Annotated in this window: 22 protein-coding genes, 1 other RNA gene and 1 pseudogene; 7 read left to right on the forward strand and 17 right to left on the reverse strand. The window is 66.3% G+C overall.

Annotation, left to right across the window (positions count from 1 at the left end; all coding sequences use genetic code 11):
* Position 1: 1 nt before the first annotated feature.
* Together AO057_RS01090 and dapF are read right to left on the reverse strand one after the other, a co-directional pair.
* Positions 2 to 664, reverse strand: a complete 663-nt coding sequence (locus tag AO057_RS01090; RefSeq protein ID WP_156404443.1) for a DUF484 family protein — start codon at positions 662 to 664, stop codon at positions 2 to 4.
* A 21-nt stretch (positions 665 to 685) separates the two neighbouring features.
* Positions 686 to 1,549 (reverse strand): diaminopimelate epimerase, encoded by an 864-nt coding sequence (dapF, locus tag AO057_RS01095; RefSeq protein ID WP_057673888.1) that lies wholly within the window; start codon positions 1,547 to 1,549, stop codon positions 686 to 688.
* 70 nt (positions 1,550 to 1,619) lie between these two features.
* Between dapF and AO057_RS01100 the strand changes: the two genes are divergently transcribed.
* Entirely contained in the window at positions 1,620 to 2,165 is a 546-nt protein-coding gene (locus AO057_RS01100; RefSeq protein ID WP_057673889.1) for a carboxymuconolactone decarboxylase family protein, read from the forward strand.
* A gap of 470 nt (positions 2,166 to 2,635) precedes the next feature.
* Here the strand turns inward: AO057_RS01100 and AO057_RS01105 are convergent, their stop codons facing one another.
* The gene (locus AO057_RS01105) at positions 2,636 to 3,616 is read right to left on the reverse strand and encodes a tripartite tricarboxylate transporter substrate binding protein (protein WP_057673890.1); all 981 of its coding nucleotides are present in this window, start codon (positions 3,614 to 3,616) and stop codon (positions 2,636 to 2,638) included.
* 104 nt (positions 3,617 to 3,720) lie between these two features.
* Here AO057_RS01105 and AO057_RS01110 point away from each other — a divergent pair.
* The 4 genes and pseudogenes from AO057_RS01110 to AO057_RS01125 form a co-directional block, all read left to right on the forward strand.
* Positions 3,721 to 4,572: pseudogene (locus AO057_RS01110) on the forward strand (MBL fold metallo-hydrolase); the annotation flags it as partial.
* The gene (locus AO057_RS01115) at positions 4,569 to 5,285 is read left to right on the forward strand and encodes an RNA pseudouridine synthase (protein WP_057673892.1); all 717 of its coding nucleotides are present in this window, start codon (positions 4,569 to 4,571) and stop codon (positions 5,283 to 5,285) included. The pseudogene AO057_RS01110 and the gene AO057_RS01115, both read left to right, overlap by 4 nt.
* A 64-nt stretch (positions 5,286 to 5,349) precedes the next feature.
* Positions 5,350 to 6,567 carry a YjgN family protein gene (locus tag AO057_RS01120; protein WP_156404444.1) on the forward strand — a complete coding sequence of 406 codons (1,218 nt, stop codon included), beginning with the start codon at positions 5,350 to 5,352 and terminating at the stop codon, positions 6,565 to 6,567.
* Between the two features lies 1 nt (position 6,568).
* On the forward strand, positions 6,569 to 7,696 hold the full coding sequence (locus AO057_RS01125; protein WP_057673894.1) for a M48 family metallopeptidase: 1,128 nt from the start codon (positions 6,569 to 6,571) through the stop codon (positions 7,694 to 7,696).
* 164 nt (positions 7,697 to 7,860) lie between these two features.
* Here the strand turns inward: AO057_RS01125 and nhaR are convergent, their stop codons facing one another.
* Positions 7,861 to 8,757, reverse strand: a complete 897-nt coding sequence (gene nhaR, locus AO057_RS01130; protein WP_057673895.1) for a transcriptional activator NhaR — start codon at positions 8,755 to 8,757, stop codon at positions 7,861 to 7,863.
* A gap of 133 nt (positions 8,758 to 8,890) precedes the next feature.
* On the opposite strand from nhaR, the gene AO057_RS01135 reads away from it, so the two are divergent.
* Positions 8,891 to 9,424, forward strand: coding sequence for an Rrf2 family transcriptional regulator (locus AO057_RS01135; RefSeq protein WP_057673896.1), 534 nt, complete (start codon positions 8,891 to 8,893; stop codon positions 9,422 to 9,424).
* A gap of 330 nt (positions 9,425 to 9,754) precedes the next feature.
* Here AO057_RS01135 and rnpB read toward each other — a convergent pair.
* An RNA gene (gene rnpB / locus AO057_RS17290) (RNase P RNA component class A) lies at positions 9,755 to 10,084 on the reverse strand.
* Between the two features lie 91 nt (positions 10,085 to 10,175).
* Between rnpB and AO057_RS01140 the strand changes: the two genes are divergently transcribed.
* Positions 10,176 to 11,909, forward strand: a complete 1,734-nt coding sequence (locus tag AO057_RS01140; protein WP_057673897.1) for an NAD(P)/FAD-dependent oxidoreductase — start codon at positions 10,176 to 10,178, stop codon at positions 11,907 to 11,909.
* Positions 11,910 to 11,945: 36 nt separating this feature from the next.
* On the opposite strand, the gene AO057_RS01145 is transcribed toward AO057_RS01140, so the two are convergent.
* The 12 genes from AO057_RS01145 to AO057_RS01200 all read right to left on the reverse strand — a co-directional run bounded on the left by AO057_RS01145 (position 11,946) and on the right by AO057_RS01200 (position 24,903).
* Entirely contained in the window at positions 11,946 to 12,230 is a 285-nt protein-coding gene (locus tag AO057_RS01145; protein ID WP_156404445.1) for a hypothetical protein, read from the reverse strand.
* Entirely contained in the window at positions 12,227 to 14,956 is a 2,730-nt protein-coding gene (locus tag AO057_RS01150) for a bifunctional diguanylate cyclase/phosphodiesterase (protein WP_082605360.1), read from the reverse strand. Before AO057_RS01150 ends, AO057_RS01145 begins: the two co-directional genes overlap by 4 nt.
* A gap of 150 nt (positions 14,957 to 15,106) precedes the next feature.
* Positions 15,107 to 15,982 carry a protease HtpX gene (gene htpX, locus AO057_RS01155; RefSeq protein ID WP_057673900.1) on the reverse strand — a complete coding sequence of 292 codons (876 nt, stop codon included), beginning with the start codon at positions 15,980 to 15,982 and terminating at the stop codon, positions 15,107 to 15,109.
* Between the two features lie 117 nt (positions 15,983 to 16,099).
* Positions 16,100 to 16,837, reverse strand: coding sequence for a DUF3025 domain-containing protein (locus AO057_RS01160; protein ID WP_057673901.1), 738 nt, complete (start codon positions 16,835 to 16,837; stop codon positions 16,100 to 16,102).
* A complete protein-coding gene (locus AO057_RS01165; protein ID WP_240480708.1) occupies positions 16,837 to 17,613 on the reverse strand; it encodes an NYN domain-containing protein in 777 nt (258 codons plus the stop codon). The genes AO057_RS01160 and AO057_RS01165 overlap by 1 nt, the downstream gene beginning before the upstream one ends.
* Positions 17,610 to 18,641 (reverse strand): dihydroorotase, encoded by a 1,032-nt coding sequence (pyrC, locus tag AO057_RS01170; RefSeq protein ID WP_057673902.1) that lies wholly within the window; start codon positions 18,639 to 18,641, stop codon positions 17,610 to 17,612. The genes AO057_RS01165 and pyrC overlap by 4 nt, the downstream gene beginning before the upstream one ends.
* 204 nt (positions 18,642 to 18,845) lie before the next feature.
* Positions 18,846 to 19,583 (reverse strand): amino acid ABC transporter ATP-binding protein, encoded by a 738-nt coding sequence (locus tag AO057_RS18060; protein WP_057673903.1) that lies wholly within the window; start codon positions 19,581 to 19,583, stop codon positions 18,846 to 18,848.
* A 9-nt stretch (positions 19,584 to 19,592) separates the two neighbouring features.
* Entirely contained in the window at positions 19,593 to 20,261 is a 669-nt protein-coding gene (locus AO057_RS18065; RefSeq protein ID WP_057673904.1) for an amino acid ABC transporter permease, read from the reverse strand.
* Position 20,262: 1 nt separating this feature from the next.
* Positions 20,263 to 20,985: an amino acid ABC transporter permease gene (locus AO057_RS01185; RefSeq protein ID WP_057673905.1), complete on the reverse strand. Its 723-nt coding sequence runs from the start codon at positions 20,983 to 20,985 to the stop codon at positions 20,263 to 20,265.
* A gap of 114 nt (positions 20,986 to 21,099) precedes the next feature.
* On the reverse strand, positions 21,100 to 21,999 hold the full coding sequence (locus tag AO057_RS01190) for an amino acid ABC transporter substrate-binding protein (RefSeq protein ID WP_057673906.1): 900 nt from the start codon (positions 21,997 to 21,999) through the stop codon (positions 21,100 to 21,102).
* A 120-nt stretch (positions 22,000 to 22,119) separates the two neighbouring features.
* Positions 22,120 to 23,052, reverse strand: coding sequence for a LysR substrate-binding domain-containing protein (locus AO057_RS01195; protein WP_057673907.1), 933 nt, complete (start codon positions 23,050 to 23,052; stop codon positions 22,120 to 22,122).
* A 36-nt stretch (positions 23,053 to 23,088) separates the two neighbouring features.
* A complete protein-coding gene (locus AO057_RS01200; RefSeq protein ID WP_057673908.1) occupies positions 23,089 to 24,903 on the reverse strand; it encodes an ABCB family ABC transporter ATP-binding protein/permease in 1,815 nt (604 codons plus the stop codon).
* Between the last annotated feature and the right edge of the window lie 10 nt (positions 24,904 to 24,913).

The raw sequence follows: 24,913 nt of genomic DNA on the forward strand, positions 1-24,913 counted from the left end.
CTTACCTCAGCGGCGTCAGCGCGGCGCTGGCCACCTCGGCGATGCGCGCCAGGAACTCCGTGCCCATGGTGCTGGTGTAGCGCTGGGCGTCGGGCGAGGCCAGTACCAGCATGCCGAAGGCGGGCCCGTGGTTGCCGGCTTCCAGCGAACGCAGCGGCAACAGGGCCAATGAGATGGCCTGCGAGGGATGGGCCAGCCAGCCGGTGGCTTCAAAACCGGAATTGACGCCGCAGAACGGTTCGCTCAGGGAGTTGGCCAGCAGGCGCGCATCCTCGCTCACGCCCTGGGCAAAGGCCGCTCCGGCGAAATCCGGGTTCACGTCCCAGACGCGGATGGCGACCTGCGGCACGGCGAACAGCAGCTGGATCGATTCGGCAATCGCCTCGGGCAGGGCGTCCGCATCCTGTGTGAGGAACAGGTCGCGCGCCCAGCACAGCATGCGGTCGGACAGCGCCAGGTTGTCGCTGCCGTGGCGGATCATCTCGATCAGCCGGCCTTCGAGCATGCGGATCTTCTCGCGCAGCATCTCCGCCTGGCGCTCCTGCAGGCTGACCGTACGCCGGCTGTGCGGGCTGGTCAGGCGCACGGCGGCCAGCAGATCGGCCTGACGCTCGAAGAACTCGGGGTTGGTCTGCAGGTAGTTCGCGATGTCTTGTTCGGTCATGGTGTCAGTCATTCAGAGGATTCATGGGAGTACGGGCACATCGACCTCGCCCTGGAACACAGTGGTCGCGGGGCCGGTCATCAGGACCGGGCTGGTCTGGCCAGCCCACTCGATGGTGAGCATGCCCCCGCGCGTCTGCACGTCCACCCGCGCATCGAGTCGCCCCAGGCGGATGCCGGCCACCACGGCCGCGCAGGCACCGGTGCCGCAGGCCAGCGTTTCACCGGCGCCGCGCTCCCACACGCGCAGCTTCACGTGCGTGCGGTCCAGCACCTGCAGGAAACCGGCGTTGACACGGCGCGGGAAGCGCGCATGGTTCTCGATCAGGGGTCCTTGCGCCTGCACGGGGGCCGTTTCCACATCGGCCACCAGCTGCACCGCATGCGGGTTGCCCATGGACACCACGGCCACCGGCACCGTGGCGCCATCGAGCTGCAGCGGCCAGGTCACCCAGTCGCCGCTGGTCACGGGCGTGAGGCCGGCACCGTCGAAGGGGATGCGGGGCAGCTCGAAGATGGGCGCGCCCATGTCCACCGTGACACGGCCATCGGGCGTGAGGCGCGGCTCGATCACGCCGCCCAGGGTCTGCACGCGGATGACGTCCTTGGTCGTCAGCCCCTGCTCGCGCACGAAACGCGCGAAACAGCGCGCGCCGTTGCCGCACTGCTCGACCTCGGCGCCGTCGGCGTTGTGGATCACGTATTCGAAATCGAGGCCCGCGGCTGGCGCCGGGCGCACGGTGAGGATCTGGTCGGCGCCGACGCCGAAATGGCGATCGGACAGCCAGCGGTACTGGGCAGTGGACAGGCCGAGCCGCCCCCGGGTTTCGTCGAGCACGACGAAGTCATTGCCCGCGCCCTGCATCTTGGTAAAGCGGATACGCATGGCGACAAATTATCCGCCCATTCAAGGTTTATCCTTGGGGCTCCCTTCCGCCACCGACGAGAAAACAACGATGCGACTGCCTGAATGGACCCCCGAACGCAAGCCCCAACCGCAGGACCTGGTGGACGCCATCCTCGCGCGTCGCGGCGGCACCCTGATCAACCTGGACAAGGCCCTGCTGTGGAGCGAGCCCCTGGCCCGCGGCTGGAACACCTACCTCAAGGCCGTGCGCAGCGAACTGCCCACCAGCCTCAAGCTGCGTGAACTCGGCATCTGCACCGTGGCCCTGCTGACCGGCGCCAAGTACGAGTACCACCACCACGCCCCGGATTTCCTGGGCGCCGGCGGCACGCAGGCGCAGCTGGATGCGCTCAACGCTTTCGTCAAGGCCGATCCACGCGGCATCCCGCGCGATCCTTCGCTCAGCGAGCTGGAAACGCTGGTGATCCGCTATGCAGCGCAGATGACGCTGGACGTGAAAGTGACGGACGAGGTCTTCGACGCGCTGCGCCAGCATTTCAACGAGACCCAGATCGTCGAGCTGACCAGCGCGATTGCCACTTACAACATGGTGGCGCGGTTTCTGGTGGCCTTGCAGGTCACGCCGGAGAGCTGATTTCTTTTTTGTTGGGTCTTTGTTCCACAGGGTTTCTTTCCCCCACTCACTCCCCCACCCCCTCTCCCGCCCCGCCGGGCGGAAGAGGGGAGCCTCATTTGACCTCGTGCTCCGGCGACGAAATTACCAGGAGCCGTCGCCGCCGCAACTGCGCACGAAGCTTCCCCGGCTACGGTCGTAGTCAATGGTTATGGATGGACTCGGCACAGATGCCAAGCCTTGTCTCGCTGCCGGCACGCAGTGGCCGGCCCGTGCCACGCCCGGTCAAGGTGAGGTCTCTACGACCCTAGCCGAGAAGTCTGGGCGGGAAAAAGCGGTGGGGACGTTAGCGTCATAGAAGCCTGGCCGGAAACCAGCCACCAAATCCAGGCTCCCTCTTCCGCCCGGCGGGGCGGGAGAGGGCGGGGGGAGTGAGTGGGGGAAAGAAACCCCGCGGAGCGAGGTCAGGAAGAAGATAAGGGGAACGAACGTCAGTCCGGCTTGATGTTGTTCTCTTTCACCACCTTGGCCCAGATGTCCATCTGGCGTTCGATGAAGACCTGACCAGCCTGGGGCGTGCCGCCGAGCACATCGATGCCCTGGCTCTCCAGCCGCTTGGCGACTTCGGGGTTCTTCATGACCTTGCTGATGGCGTCATTCATGCGCTGCACGATGGCCGGCGGCGTCTTGGCCGGGGCCAGCACGGCCCACCAGGCCGGTGCGTCGAAACCGGCAAAACCACTCTCGGCGATGGTCGGCACGCCAGGCAGCTGCGGCGCCCGCTTGGAAGTCGTCACCGCCAGGGCGCGCATGCGCTGGCTGTCGATGTGCGGCTTGACCACGAACACCGACCCGATGGCCAGCGGCACGTGGCCGGCGACAGCGTCGTTCATCAGCGGGCCGCCGCCCTTGTAGGGAATGTGGTTGAAGCTCATGCCACCGTTGCGCCCCAGCAGTGCCATGGCCAGGTGACCCAGGCTGCCCGAGCCGATGGAGCCGTAGCTTGCGCCCTTGGCCGCCTTACCGGAGGCCACCACGTCGGCAAAGCTCTTGAACTCGGAGCCGGCGTGCGTGGCCAGCACCATGGGCGAGGTGCCGATCACGATGACCGTGCTCAGGTCCTTCTTCGAATCGAAAGGCAGGTTGGGAATCAGGCTGGGATTGACGCCATGGGTGTCGAAGACCACGGCGAAGGTGTAGCCGTCGGCAGGGGCCGCCGCCACGGCGGCCGCACCGATAGAGCCGGAGGCGCCGCCCTTGTTCTCGACAATGATGTTCTGCCCCAGCTCCTGCTGCAGGTGGGGCGCCAGCAGGCGCGAGACCTGGTCCACCGAGCCACCGGGCGGGAACACCGCCACCAGCTTGATGGCCTGACGAGCCGGCCATTCCTGGGCCAGCGCGCCCTGGGCCAGGCCCAGGCAGGCGGCGCCGGCCAGCGCCAGCAGCAGGCGCAAGGGGGTTCTCTTGTTCATGTCTGTGTCTCCTATAGAGTTGGGGTTGTCGTTGCATCCTAAGTCCAAAGCCCCGCATGTCCACTCCGCAACAACCCCAGTCCGGCCTGCTGGCCGCGCCCGCCTGGCAGCACGAGCAGGCCGTGGCCCTGCTGCCGCACGTGCTGCGCCTGACGGCACCCAACCCGGGGCTGATGACCGGCCCGGGCACCAACAGCTACCTCGTCGGCGACAGCGCCACGGGCTGGCTGGTCATCGACCCGGGGCCGGATGAACCGGCGCACATCGAGCGCCTGTGGCAGGCGGCTGGCGGTGACATCCGTCTCATCGTCTGCACCCATTCGCATGCCGACCATGCGCCGGCCGCCCGCCCCCTGCAGGCCCTGTGCGCACAGCGCGGCGGTGGCACACCACCGGTGCTGGGCCTGCCTTCGGCACCCACCGCCCACCCCGCCAGCCATTTCGTGCCGGACCATGCCCTGGCCGACGGCGAACAAGTCACGCTGCAGGGCACCGACAGCCGACCGCGCCACACCCTGCAGGTCATGCACACACCGGGCCACGCGGCCAACCACCTCTGCCTGCTGCTGGCGCAGGACGGCCTGCTGTTCTCGGGCGACCACATCCTCAACGGCAGCACCACGGTGATCAATCCGCCCGACGGCAACATGACGGCCTACCTCGATGCACTGGACGCTCTGGACGCGGCCTGCTCGGCGCTGGGCCTGGGCTACATCCTGCCGGCCCACGGCCATGTGATGGACGAGGCACGTACCGTCATCGCGAAACTGAAGGCCCACCGGCTGGCCCGCGAAGCCAAGGTGCGGATCGCCATGCAGGCCCGGCCGCAGGGCAACCTGGATGACTGGGTGGCACTCGCCTATGACGACGTTCCGCCCGGCATCTGGCCGCTGGCCAAGCGCTCGCTGCTGGCCCATGTCGAGCGTCTGCAATCCCAGGCAGGCGGTGCGCCATGAGCGAACCCGTGCGCCTGTCCAAACGGCTGGCCGCCCTGCTGCCCTGCTCGCGCAGCGAGGCCGAACAGTACATCGAAGGCGGCTGGGTCCGGGTGAACGGCCAGGTGGTGGAGGAACCGCATTTCCGGGTGCAACACGAGAAGATCGAACTCGACCCGAACGCCCGGCTGATGGAGTTGCCACCGGTGACGCTGCTGCTGCACAAACCCGCCGGCCAGACCGCGCCCTTGCAGCTCCTGAGCGCGGCCACGCACTGGCAGAACGACCCTAGCGGCATCCGCGTGCTCAAGCGCCACTTCAGCCAGCTGACTCCCGCCGTCCCGCTGGAGCCCGCGGCCAGCGGCCTGCTGGTGTACAGCCAGGACTGGCGCGTGACGCGCAAACTGACCGAAGACGAGCGCCTGATCGAAGTGGAAGTGACGGTCGAAGTCCAGGGCGAGGTCTCGCCCGCCCAGCTGGCGCTGCTCATGCGGGACACCGACACACGCGGGCAGCCGCTACCGATGGTCAAGGCCAGCCTCAACAGCAGCGGTGACGGCCGCAGCAAATTGCGTTTTGCCATCAAGGGCGTGCACTCCGGCCTGATCGCCTACGTGTGCGAACGCGCCGGCCTGCAGATCCTGTCCATGAAACGCATCCGCATCGGCCGCGTGCCCATGACCCAATTGCCGCCCGGGCAATGGCGCTACCTGCAGGCCCACGAACGCTTTTAGGCCCCGGCCTGTCATGCCGGTGGCGCTGCTAAACTGCCTGCGCAACGTCACAACAGGGGGAGAGATGGACAGCACGACACAGCGCCACGGCATCGCCGCGTACCGGCTGCGGTTTTCCGGCAGCGGCAGCGAATACTTCCGGGTCTGGATTGTCAACCTGCTGCTGTCCATCGTCACCCTGGGCCTGTACACGCCCTGGGCGCGCCGGCGTACCGCGCGGTATTTCTACGACCACACCATGATCGCCGGCAGCCCGCTGGAGTTCACGGCCCCGCTGCGCAAGATGGTGGTCAGCTTCATCCTCTTCGCCCTGCTCTACGTAGCCTACAAGATCGCGGCCGAGACCGGGCAGGACACCGTGGTCTCCATCTTCATCATCGCCGCCGCCCTGCTGGCGCCCTACATCTGGGGCAGCGCCATGCGCTTTCGCCTTGCCAGCACGCGCTGGCGCGGCCTGCAGCTGCAGTTCGCCGCGCGCTGGAAAGACGTCTACGTGGCCAGTTGGCCGATTTTCCTGATGGCTGCGATCTGGGTCGGCATCACCTACGGATTCGATTTCCTGTCCGCCGACCTGCCGGCCCCTAACTCGCGCACGTCGGGCGGCAACCACGTGCCCGAATGGCCCAACGTGAGCCCGCCCATGCTGGGGCTGATCGCCCTCGGCCTGGTGCTCAGCGTGCTGTGCATCATCCGCGTGGAGTTCAACTACAAGAGCCTGCTGGTGCTGCGCGCCGGGATCGGCAAACAACACGGCCGCTGGAAACCCGTCTACAGCGACTTCGTGCGCATCTGGGGTGCGACCATCGTCGTGTTCCTGGCCGGCGTGGCCCTGATCCTGGCGCTGGCCGCCGGCGCGGCCTACACCGTCCAGTCCATGTTCAGCACCGTGCGTGGCCCGGCCATGTTCGTGCTGATCTTCTTCATCGTGATCGCCGCCATCCTGGGCCTGGTCCTCGCATCGGCGCCGGCCCGCGCCTACCGCGAAGCCCGCATGTTCAAGCTGATCTGGAGCAATGTGGGTCTGAGCCAGATCGCCCGCTTCAAGTGCGACCTGCAGCACTGGGCCTTTGTTCGCCTGCGCATCAAGAACGTTCTGCTCACCCTGCTCACTCTGGGTTTCTACCGGCCCTTCGCCCGCGTCAGCGAATACCGCATGAAGGCCGACGCGGTCACCCTGCACGTCAAGGGCGGGCTGGACCAGCTGATCGGCGAACTGGTGCGCCAGCAGGACGCAATGGGTGATGCGCTGGCCGACATGGCCGGCCTGGACATCGTCGGCTGATATGAGTGAAGCGCCGAAACCTGTTGCCGCCCCCCTGCGGGCCAAATGGTTCAACGGCCGCCACAGCCGTGCGCGCGAGGTGCTGATCGTTCTGGAAGCCGGCCCCCGGGGCCCGGCCCTGCATCTGCACGTGGTGGACCTGGCGCATGCCGCCTCGCGCCGCTTCGAATACGACGAGGTCGAGTGGCCGCCGCAGTGGAGCGCCGGCCGCGCGCCGGAGCGCATCACCGTGGCGCTGCGTGACCATGGCAGCGTGGAGATCGACCAGCCCCTGGCCTGGCAGCAGGCCCTGGCCGCTGCCGGCGCCCGCCCTGGCCTGGCCCAGCGCATGCAGACCCGCTGGCCCGTGCTGCTGGGTGTGCTGCTCGTGGCCGTGGCCGGCCTCTTGGCCTTCTACCGCTGGGGCACGCCCTGGGCTGCGGCCCAGCTCAGCCGCCATGTGCCGCTGGAGTGGGAACTCAGCCTGAGCCAGCAGGCCATGGCCCAGGTTGACCAGGCCTGGCTCAAACCCAGCCAGCTGCCCCCCGAGCGCCAGCAGGAACTGCGCACGCAATTCACCGAACTGCTGACCCGCCTGGAACCCTCGCTCAAGCGCTACCCGGCCTACGCCCCGCGCTACGAACTGCACTTTCGCCGCGGCATGGGTCCCAACGCCTTTGCCCTGCCCGGCGGCACCTTGGTGATGACCGACGAACTGGTCGAGGCCGCCGCCAAGCAGGGCCTGGGCGACGATGCGCTGCTGGGCGTGCTGGCGCACGAGATCGGCCACGTCGAACACCGCCACGGCACCCGCCTGGTGGTGGAACAGGGCGTGCTCAATGTCGGCCTGGGCCTGGCCCTGGGTGACGTCTCCAGCCTGGTGTCGATGACCAGCACGGTGATGACCGGCCTGGCCTACCGGCGCCAGCACGAGAGCGAGTCCGATTGTTTTGCCCTCGCGCTGATGGCCAGCGCGCAACGGCCCACGGCCCCCATGGCCGATCTGCTGCTGGGGATGTCCCGTCGTGGCAAGGAAACGGCAGAGCCGGGTGCCAAAGCCGGCGGCAGCACGATGGGGGACTGGTTCAGCACCCACCCGGCCACGCCGGAGCGCGCCGAGCGGCTCAAGGCCGGCGCGCTCTGCCGCTGAGGCTTTGGCGAGCCAGCACACAGAACTTGTCCAGCAATCGTAGCGAGCGGCCCGAGCGCAAGGCGGACGGAGCACAGCCACCGGAACGTACTAAAGGTACGTGAGGATGGCGCGCACCGCCCAACGCGGCGACGGGCAAGCGCAGCAGATTGATGGACAAGTTCTCAGGCGTGGAACAGGCGGCCGCGTGCCGCCTGCGTGATGGCCGCCACCGCCGGGTGCTTGATGCGCCGCTCGACCGAGACCGCGTAGAACTCCTCCACCAGCTCCTCGCTGCGGCCGATCACCTCCACGCCATAGTGCGCCACCGTCTCGGCCTCCAGCACGCTGGGGGACATGAAGACGCCCCGGCCCTCGCGGCCGAAGGCCGTCATCAGCGCGCCGTCGTCGAACTCGCCCACGAAACGCGGCTGGATCTGCTGGCGCGCCAGCCAGCCGTCGAGCTGCTGGCGCACCGAGGAGGCCGCGCCCTGGATCAGCATGGGCGCGCCGTGCAGGCATTGCGGGAACGCCCCCTGCAGCCGGCTGCGCAGCGCCGGTGCACAGAAGAAGCTCATGGGCGAGGTGCCCAGGGCGTGGTTGTAGGCCTTGACGCTGATGCGCCGTGTCAGCGGTTCGTCGGCGATCACCAGGTCGAGCCGGTGCAGGGCCAGTTGCGCCAGCAGGTCGGGGAACTTGCCCTCCACGCCGATCAGGCGCACCGGCACCTCCAGGTCCATGGCCGGCTCCAGCAGGCGATAGGCGACCGACTTGGCCACCGAATCCGCCACCCCCACGCGAAAATCCAGCAGGCGCGGCCCGCCCAGCGGCTGGCGCAGCGCAGCCTCCAGCTCGGCCCCGAGCGTGAAGATCTCGTCGGCGTACCCCAGGGCCACGCGACCGTCATCGGTCAGCTCAAGCTGGCGGCCGCTCTTGCGAAACAGCTTGCGCCCCAGCCTTTCTTCGAGCAGCTTGATCTGCCCGGACAGGGTTTGAGGCGTTGTGTGTAACTGCTCACCCGCCTTCAATATGCCGCCAGATCGTGCTGCCACCCAGAAATAGTGCAAATGCTTGAAGTTCATGGGAACTCTTTCACTTCGATTTTCTCGAACTGATTTGTTCGAAAATTCGAATTTACCGGAATATCAATCATCCTTACAGTTCTTTGTGCGGGCGCTATCCGTCCGCACAACCTGTCTGCAGAAAGGAAACGCCATGCGTTTGAGCGCCAAGAGCCGGTTTGCCGTCGCTGCCATGATCGATCTCGCCCTGCGCGAGAACTTGGGGCCCGTGCCCCTGAACTCCATCGGGTTGCGGCTACAGATCTCGCTGTCCTATCTGGAACAACTGTTCAGCAAGCTGCGCCAGCAGGGTCTGGTGGAGAGCACGCGCGGGCCGGGCGGGGGTTACACCCTGGGCCGCAACACGCAGCAGATCAGCGTGGCCGACATCATCCGCGCCGTGGAAGGCCCGCGCGCCCTGCAAGCCGAGGAAAGCTCGGACACCGGCGAGGCTGGCTGGCAGCTGACGCAGGACCTGTGGAGCGGCCTGAACAGCCGCATGATGGAGCATCTGCAGTCCATCAAGCTGCAGCAGCTCTGCGAGGAACAACGCGCCAAGGGCGTGCCGCCGGAGACGCGGCCCGCCAGCCGGCGCGGCATCTTCGCCCAGCGCAAAGCCGAAGCCGTCAAGACCACGGCGCCGAACTCGGTGTTCGCGCTGGCCGCCGCCCTGGCCGGCAAGCGCTAGGGGCCCTCTGCAAAACTCGCGTCGCGCGCGGCGTGGCTTTTGCGGGATGAGCCGCAAGGCGCAAAACCCAAGGCAAACTTGGACGGCTTGCCTGGTTTTGCAACGCCGCGGATCGCCCGCAAAACCGCGCCCCCGAAGGGGTTCGGCCAAAAACGGGCCCTTTGCCCACCAAATCGCTTGCGTGTGCCTACGGGCACACGACGCGCGATGTTGGCGGTCAAATCATCCCGTTTTTGACTCGAACGCGCATGACGGGAGTTTTGCAGAGGGTCCCTAGAGCAACCCTGCCCCAGGAAAATGGGCGCCGCGATGCGGCGCCCATGGGTAGAAGTGTGAAGTCAGCCGATAAGCCGGATTCTGTGCGCCCGCGGTTACCCGCGGTGTGACCGCCATTAATCTGGGCCGGGGGTCGCCCCACCGGCTCGGTGCTACCTACCCGCACACTCGGGGGGCCCCGTCAGCGTGTGCCTATTTGGTATTGCTGCGCGTAGAGATTGCCCGTTTCACCCGCAGCAGGTTGCCCCGCTGCGACTCGTCTCTGTTGCTCTGATCCTCACCTCACGGTGGAGAGGTGTTACCTCCTACGCTGCCCTGTGCAGTCCGGACGTTCCTCCAGTGCCTGGTTTCCCAGATTGCACCAGCGGCGGTCTGGCTGACTTCACGGGCGTGATTATCCCAGCAAGCGGGGCCTTGCGCCGCCGCGTATCATGGCGACCTCTTCTGCTTGATCGATACAAGCCCAGGGAATTCCATGATCCGACTGACCGAACTCAAGCTGCCGCTGGAGCACGCGCCCGAGGCGCTGCCCGCCCTCATCGCCAAGACGCTGGGCATCACGCCCGGTGACATCACCCGCCACACCGTCTACAAGCGCAGCTACGACGCGCGCAAGGCCGAGCTGCAGCAGGTCTACATCGTCGACGTGGAAGTGCCCTCCGCGCTCGAGACGACGCTGCTGGTCAGGTTCGCCCAGAACGCGCACATCCTTCCCAGCCCGGACCTCGTCTACCACCCGGTCGCGCAGGCCCCCGCCGGTCTGCAAGAGCGGCCCGTGGTGGTGGGCTTCGGCCCCTGCGGCATCTTCGCGGCGCTGATCCTGGCGCAGATGGGCTTCAGGCCCATCGTGATCGAGCGCGGCACCAAGGTGCGCCAGCGCACCCAGGATACCTGGGGCCTGTGGCGCAAGCACGTCCTGAAACCGGAGTCGAACGTGCAGTTCGGTGAAGGCGGCGCCGGCACCTTTTCCGACGGCAAGCTCTACAGCCAGATCAAGGACCCGCGCCACCTGGGCCGCAAGGTCATGCACGAGTTCGTGCGGGCCGGCGCGCCTGAAGAGATCCTGGTCGAGGCGCATCCGCACATCGGGACCTTCAAGCTGGTCAAGGTGGTGGAAGGCATACGCGAGCAGATCATCGCCCTGGGTGGCGAGATCCGCTTCGAGCAGCGCGTGACCGATGTGTTGCTGGACGAGACTTCCGGGCAGAAGCGAATCTGCGGCCTGCGGGTGCTGGACCAGGCCACGGGGCAAAGCCATGAGCTGCCGGCGCGCCATGTGGTGATGGCCCTGGGCCACAGTTCGCGCGACACCTTCGCCATGCTCTGGGATCGCGGCGTGAGCATGTTGGCCAAGCCTTTCTCGGTGGGCTTTCGCATCGAGCACCCGCAGGGCCTGATCGATCGGGCGCGCTGGGGCAAATACGCGGGCCATCCCCTGCTGGGCGCGGCCGACTACAAGCTGGTGCACCACGCGCAGAACGGCCGCGCCGTCTACAGCTTCTGCATGTGCCCGGGGGGCACGGTGGTGGCCGCCACCTCCGAGCCGGGCCGGGTGGTGACCAACGGCATGAGCCAGTACTCGCGCAACGAACGCAACGCCAATGCCGGCATCGTGGTCGGCATCGAGCCGTCGGACTATCCGGACGGCATCCGCGACGTGGCCGACTGGCAGGCCGCTTTCGGCGCCGAGGATGGCCTGCGCTACGCCCTGCAGGCTGCCGCCATGGTCCAGCAGCAACCCGCGCAATACCACCCGCTGGCCGGCATCGTGCTGCAGCGCAAGCTGGAGGCCCGGGCCTATGTGCTGGGTGGCAGCAACTACGAAGCACCCGGACAACTCGTAGGGGACTTCATCGCCGGCAAACCGTCAAAGGACTTCGGCAGCGTGCTGCCCTCCTACAAGCCGGGGGTGCACCTGGGCGATCTGCACGCCGCCCTGCCCGCTTATGCCATCGACGCCATGCGCGAGGCACTGCCCGCCTTCGGCCGCAAGATCAAGGGCTTCGACATGCCCGACGCCGTGCTGACCGGCGTGGAGACGCGCACCTCCTCGCCGCTGCGCATCCCGCGCGGCGAGGATCTGCAAAGCCTGAACGTGCGCGGCCTCTACCCGGCCGGCGAGGGTGCGGGTTATGCCGGCGGCATCCTGTCAGCCGGTGTGGACGGCATCAAGGTGGCCGAGGCACTGGCCCTCGACATGCTGTCATGACATCGGCACCAGACGACGCGGCAGCATCCTAAACCGTCAGCTTTTCGGCGGCTTCGGGGGAGGAGGGGGAGGTGGTTTGGGCTTGCGCACGCGCGGCGGCGGCGGTGTGTCGGTGCCGGGCGGCACCGGGAGGGCGTCGGGCCCGCAGGCGGCGCGCACCGCCGCCCCGTAGGTCGTCAGCGCGTACTGCGAAGGCTCCATCGCATTGCGCTTCCTGAACTCGTTGTAATCGGCCCAGGCCTCGTCACAGGTCTGCGCCGTGGCTGCGGTGGCCACACCCAGCAAAACGAGCATGACCAGCTTCCTGGCTATCACTTTCATGGCATCCCCACTTTCTCGTTGCTTGATGATGCGCCGGCCCTTTGCGCCATGAAGTTGACGAAGGCCTGAGCCGCCATGGGGCGGGCGAAATGGTAACCCTGCGCCTCGTCACAGGAAATCTCGCGCAACAGGGCCAGCGTGGCCGCGTCTTCCACGCCTTCGGCAATGGTCCGCAGGTTCAGGCTGCCCGCCATCTGGACGATGGCACGCACGATCGCGGCATCGTCCGGGTCACTGGCCAGGTCGCGGATGAAACTCTGGTCGATCTTGAGCTTGTCGACATCGAAGCGCTTGAGGTAGGACAGGCTCGAATAGCCGGTCCCGAAGTCGTCGACCGACAGCTTCACCCCCAGCTGCTTGAGCCGGCGCACGCTGGTCAGCACGGTCTCGGTGTCGCCGATCAGGACGGACTCGGTCAACTCCAGCTCGAGCAGATGCGGGTCGAAGCCGGTGGCCTGCAAGGCCTGGGCGATGGTCTGCTGCACCTCGCCGCGGCGGAACTGCACGGCCGAGAGGTTGACGGCCATGATCAGCGGCGGCAGACCGGCAGCGCGCCAGGCCATGGCCTGGCGGCAGGCTTCGTGGATCACCCAGTCACCGATCGGCACGATCAGGCCGCTGTCCTCGGCCACCGGGATGAAACGCGACGGTGGAATCAGGCCGTCCTCGGGATGGCGCCAGCGCAGCAGGGCTTCGACCCCGATCACCCGACCGCTGGCCAGTTCGAACTGCGGCTGGAAGTGCAACTCGAATTCACCCTGGACGAGCGCACGCCGCAGCCCGCTCTTGAGGTGCAAGTGCTCGACGGCCTCGACATTCATCTGCTCATCGAAGAAACGATAGTGGTTGCGCCCCGCATCCTTGGCGCGATACATCGCGGTATCCGCCTTCTTGAGCAGGGTCTCGAAATCGCGTCCGTCATCGGGATAAAGCGCCACCCCGATCGACGCCGAGGTGGTGAGTTCATGACCGTCCACCGCGAAAGGCGACTGCAGGCGCTCGCGGATCTTGAGCAGCACGGGTGGGATGGCCTCGGTCCCGGCCAGGTCGGACAGTACCAGGAGGAATTCATCGCCCCCCTGGCGACTGATGGTGTCGGTCTCGCGCACGCATTCGCCCAGGCGACGGGCGATCTCCTTCAGCAGGGCGTCGCCCACGGCGTGACCGAGCGAATCGTTGATGGTCTTGAAATTATCCAGATCGAGAAACACCAGGGCCACCTTGCTGTGCGAGCGCTCGGCGTGGGCCAGCGCCTGGCCGAAACGATCCAGCAGCAACTGGCGATTGGGCAGGCCCGTGAGCACATCACGATAGGCCAGGAACTCAATCTGCTCCTCGGCCGCCTTGCGCTCCGTAATGTCGGAAGCAATGGCCAGGTAGCCCGTCACCTCGCCCCGGGCATCGCGCAAGGGCGCCAGGGTGGTGCTGAGATCGAACAAGGTGCCGTCCTGTTTCTGGCGCCTCACTTCGAAATCGATGATGTTCTCGCCGCCCAGCACCCGGTCGCGCAGCTCCGCCGTCTCGCGCTCCTTGCCGGGCGGCACACTGAGCAGGGGCTTGCCGACGATCTGCTCGGCACGCCAGCCAAACAGTTTCTCGGCCGCCGGATTCCAGGCCGTGACGAAACCGCGACGGTCGCGCGTGTAGATCGCGAAGGGCGAGGAGCGGATGATGGTCTGGTTCAGCTGCTTTTCGGCGTCCAGCGTGCGGTAGGCCTGCTCGAGCGCGCCCACCGCCGCATACTGGCTGCGCCAGGTGCGGTGGATGAAAAGCGCAAACACGATGCTCACCAGCAGGAACAGCAGCACCATGGCGGCGGCCTTGTAGGCTTCGCCCCGCCAGGCCGCGAGATAGTCTGCTTCGGCCAGGCCGATGACCAGATGGTAGGACGTGCCCTGGACCCGGCGGTAGGAGGAAATCCGCTCGACGTTGTCGACGATGGAGCGGGCCTTGTACGTGGCCTCCGTCCTTCCGCTGCGAACCAGTGCGCGCAATGCATCCGAACCGAAGGGCCGCCCCACGGTTTGCGACAACTCGCCCGGCAGGGGCTGCCTGACCACCAGCCTGAAATCCTCGTCGAACAGCGTGAACGAGCCGCTGGGCCCCACCTGCAAGGGGATGAACTGCTCGATGAACAGGGTCAATGGCACGGAGCCCTGTACCACCCCGGCAAAACGGCCATCACGCTGCTGGATGGCACGTGCCAGGTTGAGCACCCACTTGCCACTGAGTCGCCCCTGCACCGGCTTGCCGATCACCAGCCCGGCGTCCGGGTCGGCCTGGAGCTGGAGAAAATAGTCGCGGTCGGCAATATTGAGCCGGCCGGCAGACTTGACCCCGGTGCCGTGGCTCAGCCAGCCTTGCGCGTCGGCCACGCGCACCCCGTCCAGCTCGGGTAATCGCTGCAGCTTCTGCTCGATGAGCGCCTCGATCAGGGCCGAGGACACCATGCCGGGAGCGGACGCAGTGCGCGCAGCTTCACTGGCGACAGCCTGCAGGGCCTGGTCGATCACACGGATGGAGGCCGTGATGTCGTGCTCCATCAGGCGCGCCAGGTTGGCCGTGGTCACCCTGGCCTGGTCTTCGTACTGCAGTCGGCTCTGCTGCAGGGCCCAGAGGACAAAACCGATCAGACCCAGGTTGAAGACCACCACGGCAAGGACCAGCCGCGTCATGAAGTTGCGCAAGGCCGGTGCGGCAGTGGGGCGCGATGAGGGGGCTGGCATGAAGGGCACAGGTGGTGGTGGCCTCTTGCGCTCAGCAGCAAGCGGCCTGTGTCATTGTGGACATGTCCCCGACCCGATGCAAGCGATGCCCTGGAAAACAAAAACCCCGGGGAAACACGGATTCCCCGGGGTCGATGTCCAGTTCAGGGCTCAGCCTTGCGCGTTCTGCAGCGCAGCAATGCGCTCTTCGATCGGCGGGTGCGTCGAGAACAGCTGGCCGATGCCACCGGCAATGCCCATGGCGGCCATGCTCTTGGGCAACTCGGCCGTGTGCAGCCCGCCCAGGCGGGCCAGCGCGTTGATCATGGGCTGGCGACGGCCCATCAGCTGGGCCGCACCGGCGTCGGCGCGGAATTCGCGCTGACGCGAGAACCAGGCCACGATGATGGCGGCCAGGACGCCCAGAAGGATGTCCATCACGATGGTGGTGACGAAATAGCCGATGCCCGGGCCCGAGCTTTCATCGTCGTTGCGGCGCAGGAAGCTGTCCACGGCGTAGCCGACCACACGGCTGATGAACACGACGAAGGTGTTCATCACACCCTGGATCAGGGTCATGGTGACCATGTCGCCGTTGGCGATGTGGGCCACTTCGTGGCCGATCACGGCCTCCACCTCTTCACGCGTCATGTTGCGCAGCAGGCCAGTGGAGACGGCCACCAGGGCCGAGTTCTTGAAGGCGCCGGTGGCGAAGGCGTTGGGGTCGCCTTCGAAGATGCCGACTTCAGGCATGCCGATGCCGGCCTGGTCGGCAAACTTTCGCACGGTGTTGACGATCCACGCTTCGTCCGGCGTCTGGGGTTGCTCGATGATCTGCACGCCAGCGCTCCACTTGGCCACGGGCTTGCTGATCAGCAGCGAGATGATGGCGCCGCCGAAGCCCATGATGAGCGCGAAGCCCAGCAACGCGCCCAGGTTCAGGCCATTGGCCGTCAGGAACTTGTTGACGCCCAGCAGGCTGGCCACGATGCCCAGCACCACCACCACGGCAAGGTTGGTCAGGACGAACAGAATGATGCGTTTCATGGTTTCCTTCTCATACAGCCCGACACAGGCGGACCGATGGCGCAAATGGTAAGGGTGAATGTGGCGAATTCAAGCGCAGGCGCTCCATTTCCACACCATTTGTGGCGATTTGAGCGCTCACGTCCCTCGCGGCGGGCGGAAGACTTGTGCATCGGCATAAAAGACCGGTGCCTCGTTCGGCAGCCACCAGCCGGGCACGCCCAGTACCGGCAGCGGCACGAAGGGCTTGCCGGCCAGCGTGGGCGCCTGCAGATCCTGCGCCAGCCAGGCATCGAGCGTGGCCGGCGCCAGCTCCGGCGGCACACGGTAGACGTGGGCCGTGATGGCCTTGCGTGGTGACACCAGCTTTTCCAGCAGGGCATGACCGAACAGCGTCAGCCGGGCCTGCCCCCACATCGGCCGCAGGGTGATGAAAAGACGCACCCAGTCGCGCGCTGCCAGCGCGTCCCACAGCGCGTCGGGGGCCTGCAGCAAGGCCGCGTTTTCATCGAACACGGTGATGGCGTCCCGCACCGGGCCGCGCACGGGCAACACACCATCGGCCGCGATCTGCGCCGCCTGCAATGCGTTAAGGCGCCGCTTGGTCTGCGGAAAGTGCAACCAGGCCAGGCCGTTGAAGAAATCGTGCAGGCCGTCGCGGGTGGGCACACGCTGCTGCTCGAAAATGAATTGCTCGTAGGCCAGGCCCGCCGGCAGTTCGGCCTGGGGCACGAAACGCACCGGGGCACCCGCGCCATCGAGAACTTCGGCGCAGCTGCAACCGGCAGCGACCTGCTGCGCCAGCGGTTCGCCGACCGCACGATACGGCGCCAGCCAGGGCGCCGCCCAATCGATGCCAGGCAGCTCGCCGGCCATCAGGCGCGAGCGGGTTTGCCCTGGCGCTTGTCCCGGACCGAGACCTGGGACGTCCCTTCGTGGCTCATCTCGAACAGCTGCGTGGCCGCCAGCAACTTGGTGAGGGTCGCGTAGCCATAGTTGCGCGAATCAAAGGAGGCCTGGTTGCCGATCTGCTGACCGACCGCCCCGACCCGCGCCCAGCCACTTTCGTCGGCCGCCGCCTGCACGGCATGGCGCAAGAGCGTCACCAGCTTGGCATCCTGCTTGAGCTGTGCCGTCGTCACGCGCAAGGGTGCCGCCGGCGCCGCTTCGCCGGACTCACCCGCCTCGCCCAGCTCCTCGACCCCGAGCTTCTCCAGGAACAGGAAACGCGAGCAGGCATTGACAAAAGGTTCCGGCGTCTTGGCGGCGCCAAAGCCGTACACTGCCGCGCCCTTGGCGCGCAGGTGCATCACCAGGGGCGTGAAGTCGGCGTCCGAGGAGACGATGCCAAAGGCATCGGGCCGGTCGGTGTAGAGCAGCTCCAGCGCATCGATCACCATTGCCATGTCGCTGGCGTTCTTGCCCTTGGAATAGTCGAACTGCTGCATGGGACGGATGGCATGCTCATGCAGTTTTTCTTCCCAGCCCTTGAGCTCGGACTTCTTCCAGTTGCCGTAGGCGCGGCGCACATTGGTGACGCCGAAGGTGGACAACTCGGTCAGGATCAGCCCGATCTTGGCCGCCGGCGCATTGTCGGCATCGATCAGCAGCGCAATGTGCGCTTCCGGTCGCAGCGTTTCCCGCGCGCTCACACCAATCTCCACGGCAGGGCTTCGCCCGAACGCAGGGGCTTGAGTTCGGCCTCGCCAAAGGGGAAACTCTCGGGCGGTGTCCAGCTCTCGCGACGCAGCGTGATGGAACCCGTGTTGCGCGGCAGGCCGTAGAAATCGGCGCCGAAGAAGCTGGCAAAACCCTCCAGCTTGTCCAGAGCACCGGCGGCGTCGAAGGCCTCGGCGTACATCTCGATGGCGGCGTGCGCGGTATAACAGCCGGCGCAGCCGGTGGCGTGTTCCTTGAGGTGCACCGGGTGCGGCGCGCTGTCGGTTCCCAGGAAGAACTTCGGGCTGCCGCTGGTGGCCGCAGCCACCAGGGCCAGTCTGTGCACTTCCCTTTTCAGCACGGGCAGGCAGTAGTAGTGCGGGCGGATGCCGCCGGTGAAGATGGCGTTGCGGTTGTAGAGCAGGTGGTGCGCGGTGATGGTGGCGCCGGTGTACTTGTCGCTCTCCGCCACGTACTGCGCAGCTTCTTTCGTCGTGATGTGCTCGAACACGATCTTGAGTTCGGGGAAGTCGCGGCGCAGGGGTTTCAACTGCTGCTCGATGAACACGGCCTCGCGGTCGAACAGATCGATCTCGGGACTGGTCACCTCGCCGTGCACCAGCAACAGCAGGCCCTCGCGCTGCATGGCCTCCAGCGTCTTGTAGGTCTTGCGGATGTCGGTCACGCCGGCATCGCTGTTGGTGGTGGCGCCGGCCGGGTAGAGCTTGCAGGCCACCACGCCGGCCGCCCTGGCGCGCTCGATTTCCTCGGGCGGCAGGTTGTCGGTGAGGTAGAGCGTCATCAGCGGCTCGAAAGTCACCCCTGCCGGCACGGCGGCACGGATGCGCGCGCGGTAGTGCGCGGCCTCGTTGGCCGTGGTCACCGGCGGCTTGAGGTTGGGCATGATGATGGCGCGACCAAACTGGCGCGCCGTGTGCGGCACCACGGTGGCCAGCGCCGCACCGTCGCGCACGTGCAGGTGCCAGTCGTCCGGGCGGGTGAGGGTGATTTCCTGTGTCATGCCGCTATTGTCCCAAAATCAAGGCGCTACGCGGAATGGCGGGAAGCGACATCAGGCGGGGTGTCGTGCGCCCGCAGAAGGCCCGGGGCGAGCGCCGCCGCTCATGTCCCCCGCGGCAGGCTACGCCCGCCGCTCCTCCTTGACTTCGCTCTGGCGCCCACCCCGGACCTTCTGCTGGAGACCTTGGTACGCCACCGTCCAAAGTCAGTGGGCGAGGATCTTGTTGAGGAAGTCCTTGGTGCGCGGCTGGCGGTTTTCGGGATGGGCAAAGAACTCGTCCTTGCTGCAGTCTTCCAGGATGCGGCCGCCGACGTCGATGAAGATCACGCGGTTGGCCACCTTGCGGGCGAAACCCATCTCGTGCGTGACCACCATCATGGTCATGCCTTCCTTGGCCAGGCTCACCATCACGTCCAGCACCTCGCCCACCATCTCGGGGTCCAGCGCCGAAGTCGGCTCGTCGAAGAGCATCACGATCGGGTCCATGCTCAAGGCGCGGGCAATCGCCACGCGCTGCTGCTGGCCGCCCGAGAGCTGGCCGGGGAACTTGTCCTTGTGTGCCATCAGGCCCACACGGTCCAGCATCTTGAGGCCACGGACCTTGGCTTCATCGATGCTGCGGCCCAGCACCTTGACCTGCGCGATGGTCAGGTTTTCGGTCACGGAAAGATGGGGGAACAGTTCGAAGCTCTGGAACACCATGCCCACACGCGAGCGCAGCTTGGGCAGATCGGTTTTGGCGTCATAAAGGTTGACGCCGTCCACCAGGATCTCGCCCTGCTGGATCGGCTCCAGGCCGTTGACCGTCTTGATCAGCGTGGACTTGCCTGACCCCGAAGGGCCGCAGACCACCACCACATCACCCTTGCTGATGCTGACCGAGCAGTTGTTGAGCACCTGCACCGGGCCATACCACTTCGAAACGTTCTTGATTTCAATCATTTTGTTCTCCTAGCGCACGATGGCAATGCGGGCCTGCAGGCGCTTGACGCTCCACGACAGGGCAAAGCAGATCACGAAATACACCACGGCCGCCAGCAGGTAGGCCTCTTCGGGCCGGCCGTAGATCTTGCCGGCGTTGGTGAAACCCTTAAGCAGGTCGTAGGCACCAATGGCGTAGACCAGCGAGGTGTCCTGGAACAGGATGATGGTCTGCGTCAGCAGCACCGGTAGCATGTTGCGGAAGGCCTGCGGCAGCACCACCAGGCGCATGTTCTGGCCATAACTCATGCCCAGGGCCTGACCGGCAAAGACCTGGCCGCGCGGGATGGACTGGATGCCCGCGCGCATGATCTCGCTGAAGTAGGCCGCCTCGAAAGCGATGAAGGTGATGATGGCCGAGATCTCGGCACCGATGGGCTTGCCGATCAGGAAAGGGATCAGCAGGAAGAACCAGAGGATCACCATCACCAGCGGGATGGAGCGCATGCCGTTGACGTAGATGGTGGCCGGCAGCATCAGCACCTTGCGGCCCGACAGGCGCATGAGCGCCAGCAGGGTACCAAAGACGATGCCGCCCAGCGTGGCAATGAGGGTCAGCTTGATGCTGAACCACAAGCCGCCCAGCACGAACTTGCTGATGATGTCCCAGCTCAGGAAGGTGAGGTCGAGACCCAACATATCAGTGTCCCCCGCCGGTGCCGCCCGCGACGATGAAGCCGGGGATCTGCACCCGCTTCTCGATATAAGCAAAGACACGGTTGACCGCGAAGGCCGACAGCATGTACAGGCCCGTCACGGCCAGGTAGACCTCGACACCGCGCGAAGTCTCCTCCTGCGCCTGCATGGCGAACATGGTCAGTTCGGCGATCGACACGGCAAAGGCCACGGCCGAGTTCTTCAGCAGGTTCATGGACTCACTGGTCAACGGCGGCAGGATGATGCGGAAAGCCATGGGCAGGATCACGTAGCGGTAGGCCTGCGCCGTGGTGAAACCCATGGCCAGGGCCGCGTAGCGCTGCCCGCGCGGCAGGGCCTGGATGCCGGCGCGCACCTGCTCGGCGATGCGCGCCGAGGTGAAGAAACCGAGGGCGAAGACCACCAGCACGAAGCCCGGCACCTGCTGGAAGACGGGAAACATCTTGGGCACCACGAAATACCAGAGGAAGACCTGCACCAGCAAGGGGATGTTGCGGAACAGTTCAACCCAAGCCGTGGCCAGGCGCACCACCCAGGGGCTGTCCTGCAGGGTGCGCAGCGTGCCCATGAGGGCGCCCATCACCATGGCCACCACCCAGGAACTGCCGGCCACGGCCAGCGTCCAGCCCCAGGCATCGACCATCCATTCCAGATAGGTGCGGCCGCTGCCGTCGTCGTTGAGGAATACCTGCCAGTCCCAGCTCATGTGCGGTGTCTCCGTATGGCCTGACGCGTATTGCGCCGCCCTCCATGCACAAGCAAAAACCCCGCCCGGATGGTGTCCGGAGCGGGGTTCAAGCTGTGCACGGTCCTGCGCCCTTTATTTCTTGGCGTACTCTTCCATGGGCTTGTCGTTGGGGGCAGCCCAGGCACCCTTGACGCTTTCGCTCGCGGCCAGGCCCACCTTGGCATTCTTGGGCGGGATGGGCTGCATGAACCACTTGTCGTAGATCTTGGCGATCTCGCCGGACTTCATCAGGTCTTTGAGCGTGTCGTCAGCCAGCTTCTTGAAGGCCGGGTCGTCCTTGCGCATCATGATGGCGATGGGTTCGACCGACAGCACCTCGCCGGCGATGCGGAAATCGGCCGGGTTCTTGGCGTTGGCGATGTTGCCGGCCAGGATGGAGCCGTCCATCACGAAAGCGTCGGCGCGACCGGATTCGAGCAGCAGGAAGCTGTCGGCATGGTCCTTGCCGTAGATCTCATTGAAGTTGACGCCGGTGGCGCGCTCGTTCTTGCGCAGCGTCTGCACCGAGGTAGTGCCGGTGGTGGTGGCCACGTTCTTGCCATTGAGCTGGGCAATCGAGGTCAGGCCGGAATTGGCCTTGACCGCCATGCGCACTTCCTCCACGAAGGTGGTCACGGCAAAAGCCACGTCCTTCTGGCGGGTCGCGTTGTTGGTGGTGGAGCCGCACTCGATGTCGACGGTGCCGTTCTGCGTCAGCGGGATGCGGTTCTGCGAGGTCACCGACTGGTACTTCAGGTCCAGCTTCCTGCCGACGGCCTTCTCCACATTGGCCACGATGCGCTGGCACAGCTCGACGTGGAAGCCGGCGTACTTGCCGTCACCCAAGGTGTAGGACAGGGCGCCCGACGAATCGCGCACCCCCATGGTGATGCTGCCCGAAGCCTTGACCTTGGCCAGGGTGTCGTTGGCCTGGGCGTGTGCGCCCGCTGCGAAGGTGGTGGCGATGGCGAGTGCCAGCAGATGCTTCTTCATGCGTAACTCCTAAAAAAGAGAAAAGTCAGACTGTGAGTATCCAGCAAATCCCGTGCCGGGATATGCCCCCTAGGGTGATTAAAGAGCGGCGGCCGTCATTTTGGCAACACAGGTCTACCCTCATGGACCCGGCCCGCCCCCCGCCAGAAAGCGCCAGAGCGCCTCGGCCGTGCGCTTGGGCGTCTGCTTGCCTTGGGGTTTTTCCCGATACAAGCGCATGTCCATGGTGATCTGCAGGCCCGACAGGGCCGCTGGCGCCGCACTGACCAGACGACCGGCCCGCAAATCGTTGCGCACCGCGCTGTGTGGCAGGAAGGCCAGGCCATGGCCTTCGAGCGCCATGGCCTTGAGGCCTTCGGCCATGTCGGTCTCGTAGACACGGTCCAGATGGATGGCCATGCCCGCCTGCTTGAGCATGAAGTCCACCACCTGGCCCAGGTAGGCGCCTGGCGCATACCCCAGATAGGGCAAGGGCAACTCGGCTCGCCCGGGCAGCGGGAACAGCGGCTGGCCCTGGGCATCGGGCCGTGAATACGGTGCGATGGTCTCCTGCCCCAGGCTGACGAGCTCGTAGCGCTCGGCATCGAGCTGGAAGGGGTGCGAGGCATGGTGGTAGGCCAGCAGCAGGTCGCAGCTGCCTTCGGTCAGGCGGATCACCGCATCGTGCACATTGAGGGCGATCAGCCGGCTCTTGAAGGGGCCAAAGTTTTCGCGCAGGCTGGAAACCCAGGCCGGAAAGAAGGTGAAGGCCAGGGTGTGCGGCACGGCGAACTCGATCACGTCCTCGCCGGCCGCCGTGTGGCTGCGCAGCATGGCGCGGGTGTGCTGCAGGGACTGCAGCATCTCCAGCGCCTGGCCGTAGAGGGTTTCACCGGCAGGCGTGAGGCGGGTGGGGTAGGCGCTGCGGTCCACCAGGTCGGTGCCGGCCCAGGCCTCCAGCGACTGGATACGGCGCGAGAAGGCCGGTTGCGTCACGTGCCGCAGCTGGGCCGAGCGGCTGAAACTGCGCGTCTCGGCCAGACTCACGAAGTCTTCAAGCCACTTGGTTTCCATGGCGCGGATTATGCGGCGACCGGCCCGTGCAGGCGCTCATTCCGCGCTCTGCTGCAAGGCCCACATGCGGGCATAGGTGCCGTTGCGCGCCAGCAGCGCACTGTGCGAGCCGCGCTCGACGATGCGGCCGGCCTCCATGACCAGGATCTCGTGCGCATCGACCACGGTGGAAAGGCGGTGCGCAATGACCAGCGTGGTCTTGCCCTGGGCCACGCCCCTGAGCTCGGCCTGGATGGCGCGCTCGTTGGCCGAGTCCAGCGCCGAGGTGGCCTCATCGAAGATCAGCACGGGCGGGTTCTTGAGCAGGGTGCGGGCGATGGCGACGCGCTGCTTCTCCCCGCCGGAGAGCTTGAGCCCGCGCTCGCCCACCATGGTGTCGTAGCCCCTGGGCGTGGCGCTGATGAAGGCGTGGATGTGGGCGGCGCGCGCCGCCTCCTCCACCTCGGCGCGGCCGGCGCCGGGGCGGCCGTAGGCGATGTTGTATTCGACCGTGTCGTTGAACAGCACGGTGTCCTGCGGCACGATGCCGATGGCCTGCCGCAGGCTGGATTGCGTGACCTGGCGGATGTCCTGGCCGGCGATGGTGATGCGGCCGTCGCTCACATCGTAGAAACGGTAGAGCAGGCGCGCCAGGGTCGATTTGCCCGCGCCCGAGGGGCCGACCACGGCCACGGTCTTGCCGGCCGGGATCTCGAAGCTCACCTCGTGCAGGATGGCGCGTGCCGGCTCGTACGAAAAGCTGACGCGCTCGAAACGCACCCCGGCCTGCGCCACCTGCAGGGGCTGAGCCCCCGGCGCGTCGGCCACCTCGCGCTCGCGCTCCAGCAGGGTGAACATCTTGTCGATGTCGGTCAGGCTCTGCTTGATCTCGCGGTAGAGCACCCCCAGGAAACCCAGCGGGATGTAGAGCTGGATCATCAGGGCGTTGATCATGACCAGGTCGCCCAGGGTCATGCGGCCGTCGATCACGCCCTGGGTGGCGCGCCACAGCATGGCCACCAGGCCGGTGGCGATGATGAGCTGCTGGCCCGTGTTGAGCAGGCTCAGGCTGGTCTGGCTCTTGACGGCGGCGCGGCGGTAATGCTCCAGGTTCTCGTCGTAACGGCGTGCCTCGAACTCCTCGTTGTTGAAATACTTGACGGTCTCGTAGTTCAGCAGCGAATCGACCGCGCGGCTGTGCGCGGTGGAGTCCAGCTCGTTCATGCGGCGGCGGAAACGCGTGCGCCACTCGGTCACTGTCACCGTGAAGATGATGTAACTCACCAGCGCGGCCAGCGTGATCCAGACAAAACCGAAGTCGAACTTCACGGCCAGCAGCGTGAGCACCAGCGTGAACTCGATCAGCGTGGGCACGATGCTGTAGAGCGAGTACGAAATGAGCGAGTGCACGGCACGCGTGCCGCGCTCGATGTCGCGTGTCATGCCGCCGGTCTGGCGCTCCAGGTGGAAACGCAGGCTCAGGGCATGCAGGTGGCGGAACACCTGCAGCGAGATGGTGCGCGCCGCGCCCTCGGTGGCCTTGGCAAAGACCAGTTCACGCAGCTCGGTGAACAGCGAGGTCATGAAACGCAGGGCGCCGTAGGCCAGCAGCAGCGCCGCCGGCACCAGCCACAACGCAGCCGGGTCGCTGGGGCGCAGGCCAACGCCGTCCACCAGCTCCTTGAGCAGCAGGGGCACGCCCACGTTGGACAGCTTGGCACCCACCATGAAGCTCAGCGCCGCGATGACACGCCACTTGTAGGCCCAGAGGTAGGGAAACAGGCGCTGCAGCGTGGCCCAGTCGGAGCGGGGCATGCCGGCGGAGGGCTGGGCAGGAGCGTGGGGGGCGGCGGTTTCACCGTAGCGGCGCATGGAGGACAAT

Source organism: Curvibacter sp. PAE-UM (genome assembly GCF_001432305.1).
GTDB lineage: Bacteria > Pseudomonadota > Gammaproteobacteria > Burkholderiales > Burkholderiaceae_C > Hylemonella.

What these genes read in the sequence shown, in the direction of transcription:
- AO057_RS01090 (WP_156404443.1), bottom strand. Translation starts at nt 664, where the DNA reads ATGACCGAACAAGACATCGCGAACTACCTGCAGACCAACCCCGAGTTC.
- dapF (WP_057673888.1), bottom strand. Translation starts at nt 1,549, where the DNA reads ATGCGTATCCGCTTTACCAAGATGCAGGGCGCGGGCAATGACTTCGTC.
- AO057_RS01100 (WP_057673889.1), top strand. Translation starts at nt 1,620, where the DNA reads ATGCGACTGCCTGAATGGACCCCCGAACGCAAGCCCCAACCGCAGGAC.
- AO057_RS01105 (WP_057673890.1), bottom strand. Translation starts at nt 3,616, where the DNA reads ATGAACAAGAGAACCCCCTTGCGCCTGCTGCTGGCGCTGGCCGGCGCC.
- AO057_RS01115 (WP_057673892.1), top strand. Translation starts at nt 4,569, where the DNA reads ATGAGCGAACCCGTGCGCCTGTCCAAACGGCTGGCCGCCCTGCTGCCC.
- AO057_RS01120 (WP_156404444.1), top strand. Translation starts at nt 5,350, where the DNA reads ATGGACAGCACGACACAGCGCCACGGCATCGCCGCGTACCGGCTGCGG.
- AO057_RS01125 (WP_057673894.1), top strand. Translation starts at nt 6,569, where the DNA reads ATGAGTGAAGCGCCGAAACCTGTTGCCGCCCCCCTGCGGGCCAAATGG.
- nhaR (WP_057673895.1), bottom strand. Translation starts at nt 8,757, where the DNA reads ATGAACTTCAAGCATTTGCACTATTTCTGGGTGGCAGCACGATCTGGC.
- AO057_RS01135 (WP_057673896.1), top strand. Translation starts at nt 8,891, where the DNA reads ATGCGTTTGAGCGCCAAGAGCCGGTTTGCCGTCGCTGCCATGATCGAT.
- AO057_RS01140 (WP_057673897.1), top strand. Translation starts at nt 10,176, where the DNA reads ATGATCCGACTGACCGAACTCAAGCTGCCGCTGGAGCACGCGCCCGAG.
- AO057_RS01145 (WP_156404445.1), bottom strand. Translation starts at nt 12,230, where the DNA reads ATGAAAGTGATAGCCAGGAAGCTGGTCATGCTCGTTTTGCTGGGTGTG.
- AO057_RS01150 (WP_082605360.1), bottom strand. Translation starts at nt 14,956, where the DNA reads ATGCCAGCCCCCTCATCGCGCCCCACTGCCGCACCGGCCTTGCGCAAC.
- htpX (WP_057673900.1), bottom strand. Translation starts at nt 15,982, where the DNA reads ATGAAACGCATCATTCTGTTCGTCCTGACCAACCTTGCCGTGGTGGTG.
- AO057_RS01160 (WP_057673901.1), bottom strand. Translation starts at nt 16,837, where the DNA reads ATGGCCGGCGAGCTGCCTGGCATCGATTGGGCGGCGCCCTGGCTGGCG.
- pyrC (WP_057673902.1), bottom strand. Translation starts at nt 18,641, where the DNA reads ATGACACAGGAAATCACCCTCACCCGCCCGGACGACTGGCACCTGCAC.
- AO057_RS18060 (WP_057673903.1), bottom strand. Translation starts at nt 19,583, where the DNA reads ATGATTGAAATCAAGAACGTTTCGAAGTGGTATGGCCCGGTGCAGGTG.
- AO057_RS18065 (WP_057673904.1), bottom strand. Translation starts at nt 20,261, where the DNA reads ATGTTGGGTCTCGACCTCACCTTCCTGAGCTGGGACATCATCAGCAAG.
- AO057_RS01185 (WP_057673905.1), bottom strand. Translation starts at nt 20,985, where the DNA reads ATGAGCTGGGACTGGCAGGTATTCCTCAACGACGACGGCAGCGGCCGC.
- AO057_RS01190 (WP_057673906.1), bottom strand. Translation starts at nt 21,999, where the DNA reads ATGAAGAAGCATCTGCTGGCACTCGCCATCGCCACCACCTTCGCAGCG.
- AO057_RS01195 (WP_057673907.1), bottom strand. Translation starts at nt 23,052, where the DNA reads ATGGAAACCAAGTGGCTTGAAGACTTCGTGAGTCTGGCCGAGACGCGC.
- AO057_RS01200 (WP_057673908.1), bottom strand. Translation starts at nt 24,903, where the DNA reads ATGCGCCGCTACGGTGAAACCGCCGCCCCCCACGCTCCTGCCCAGCCC.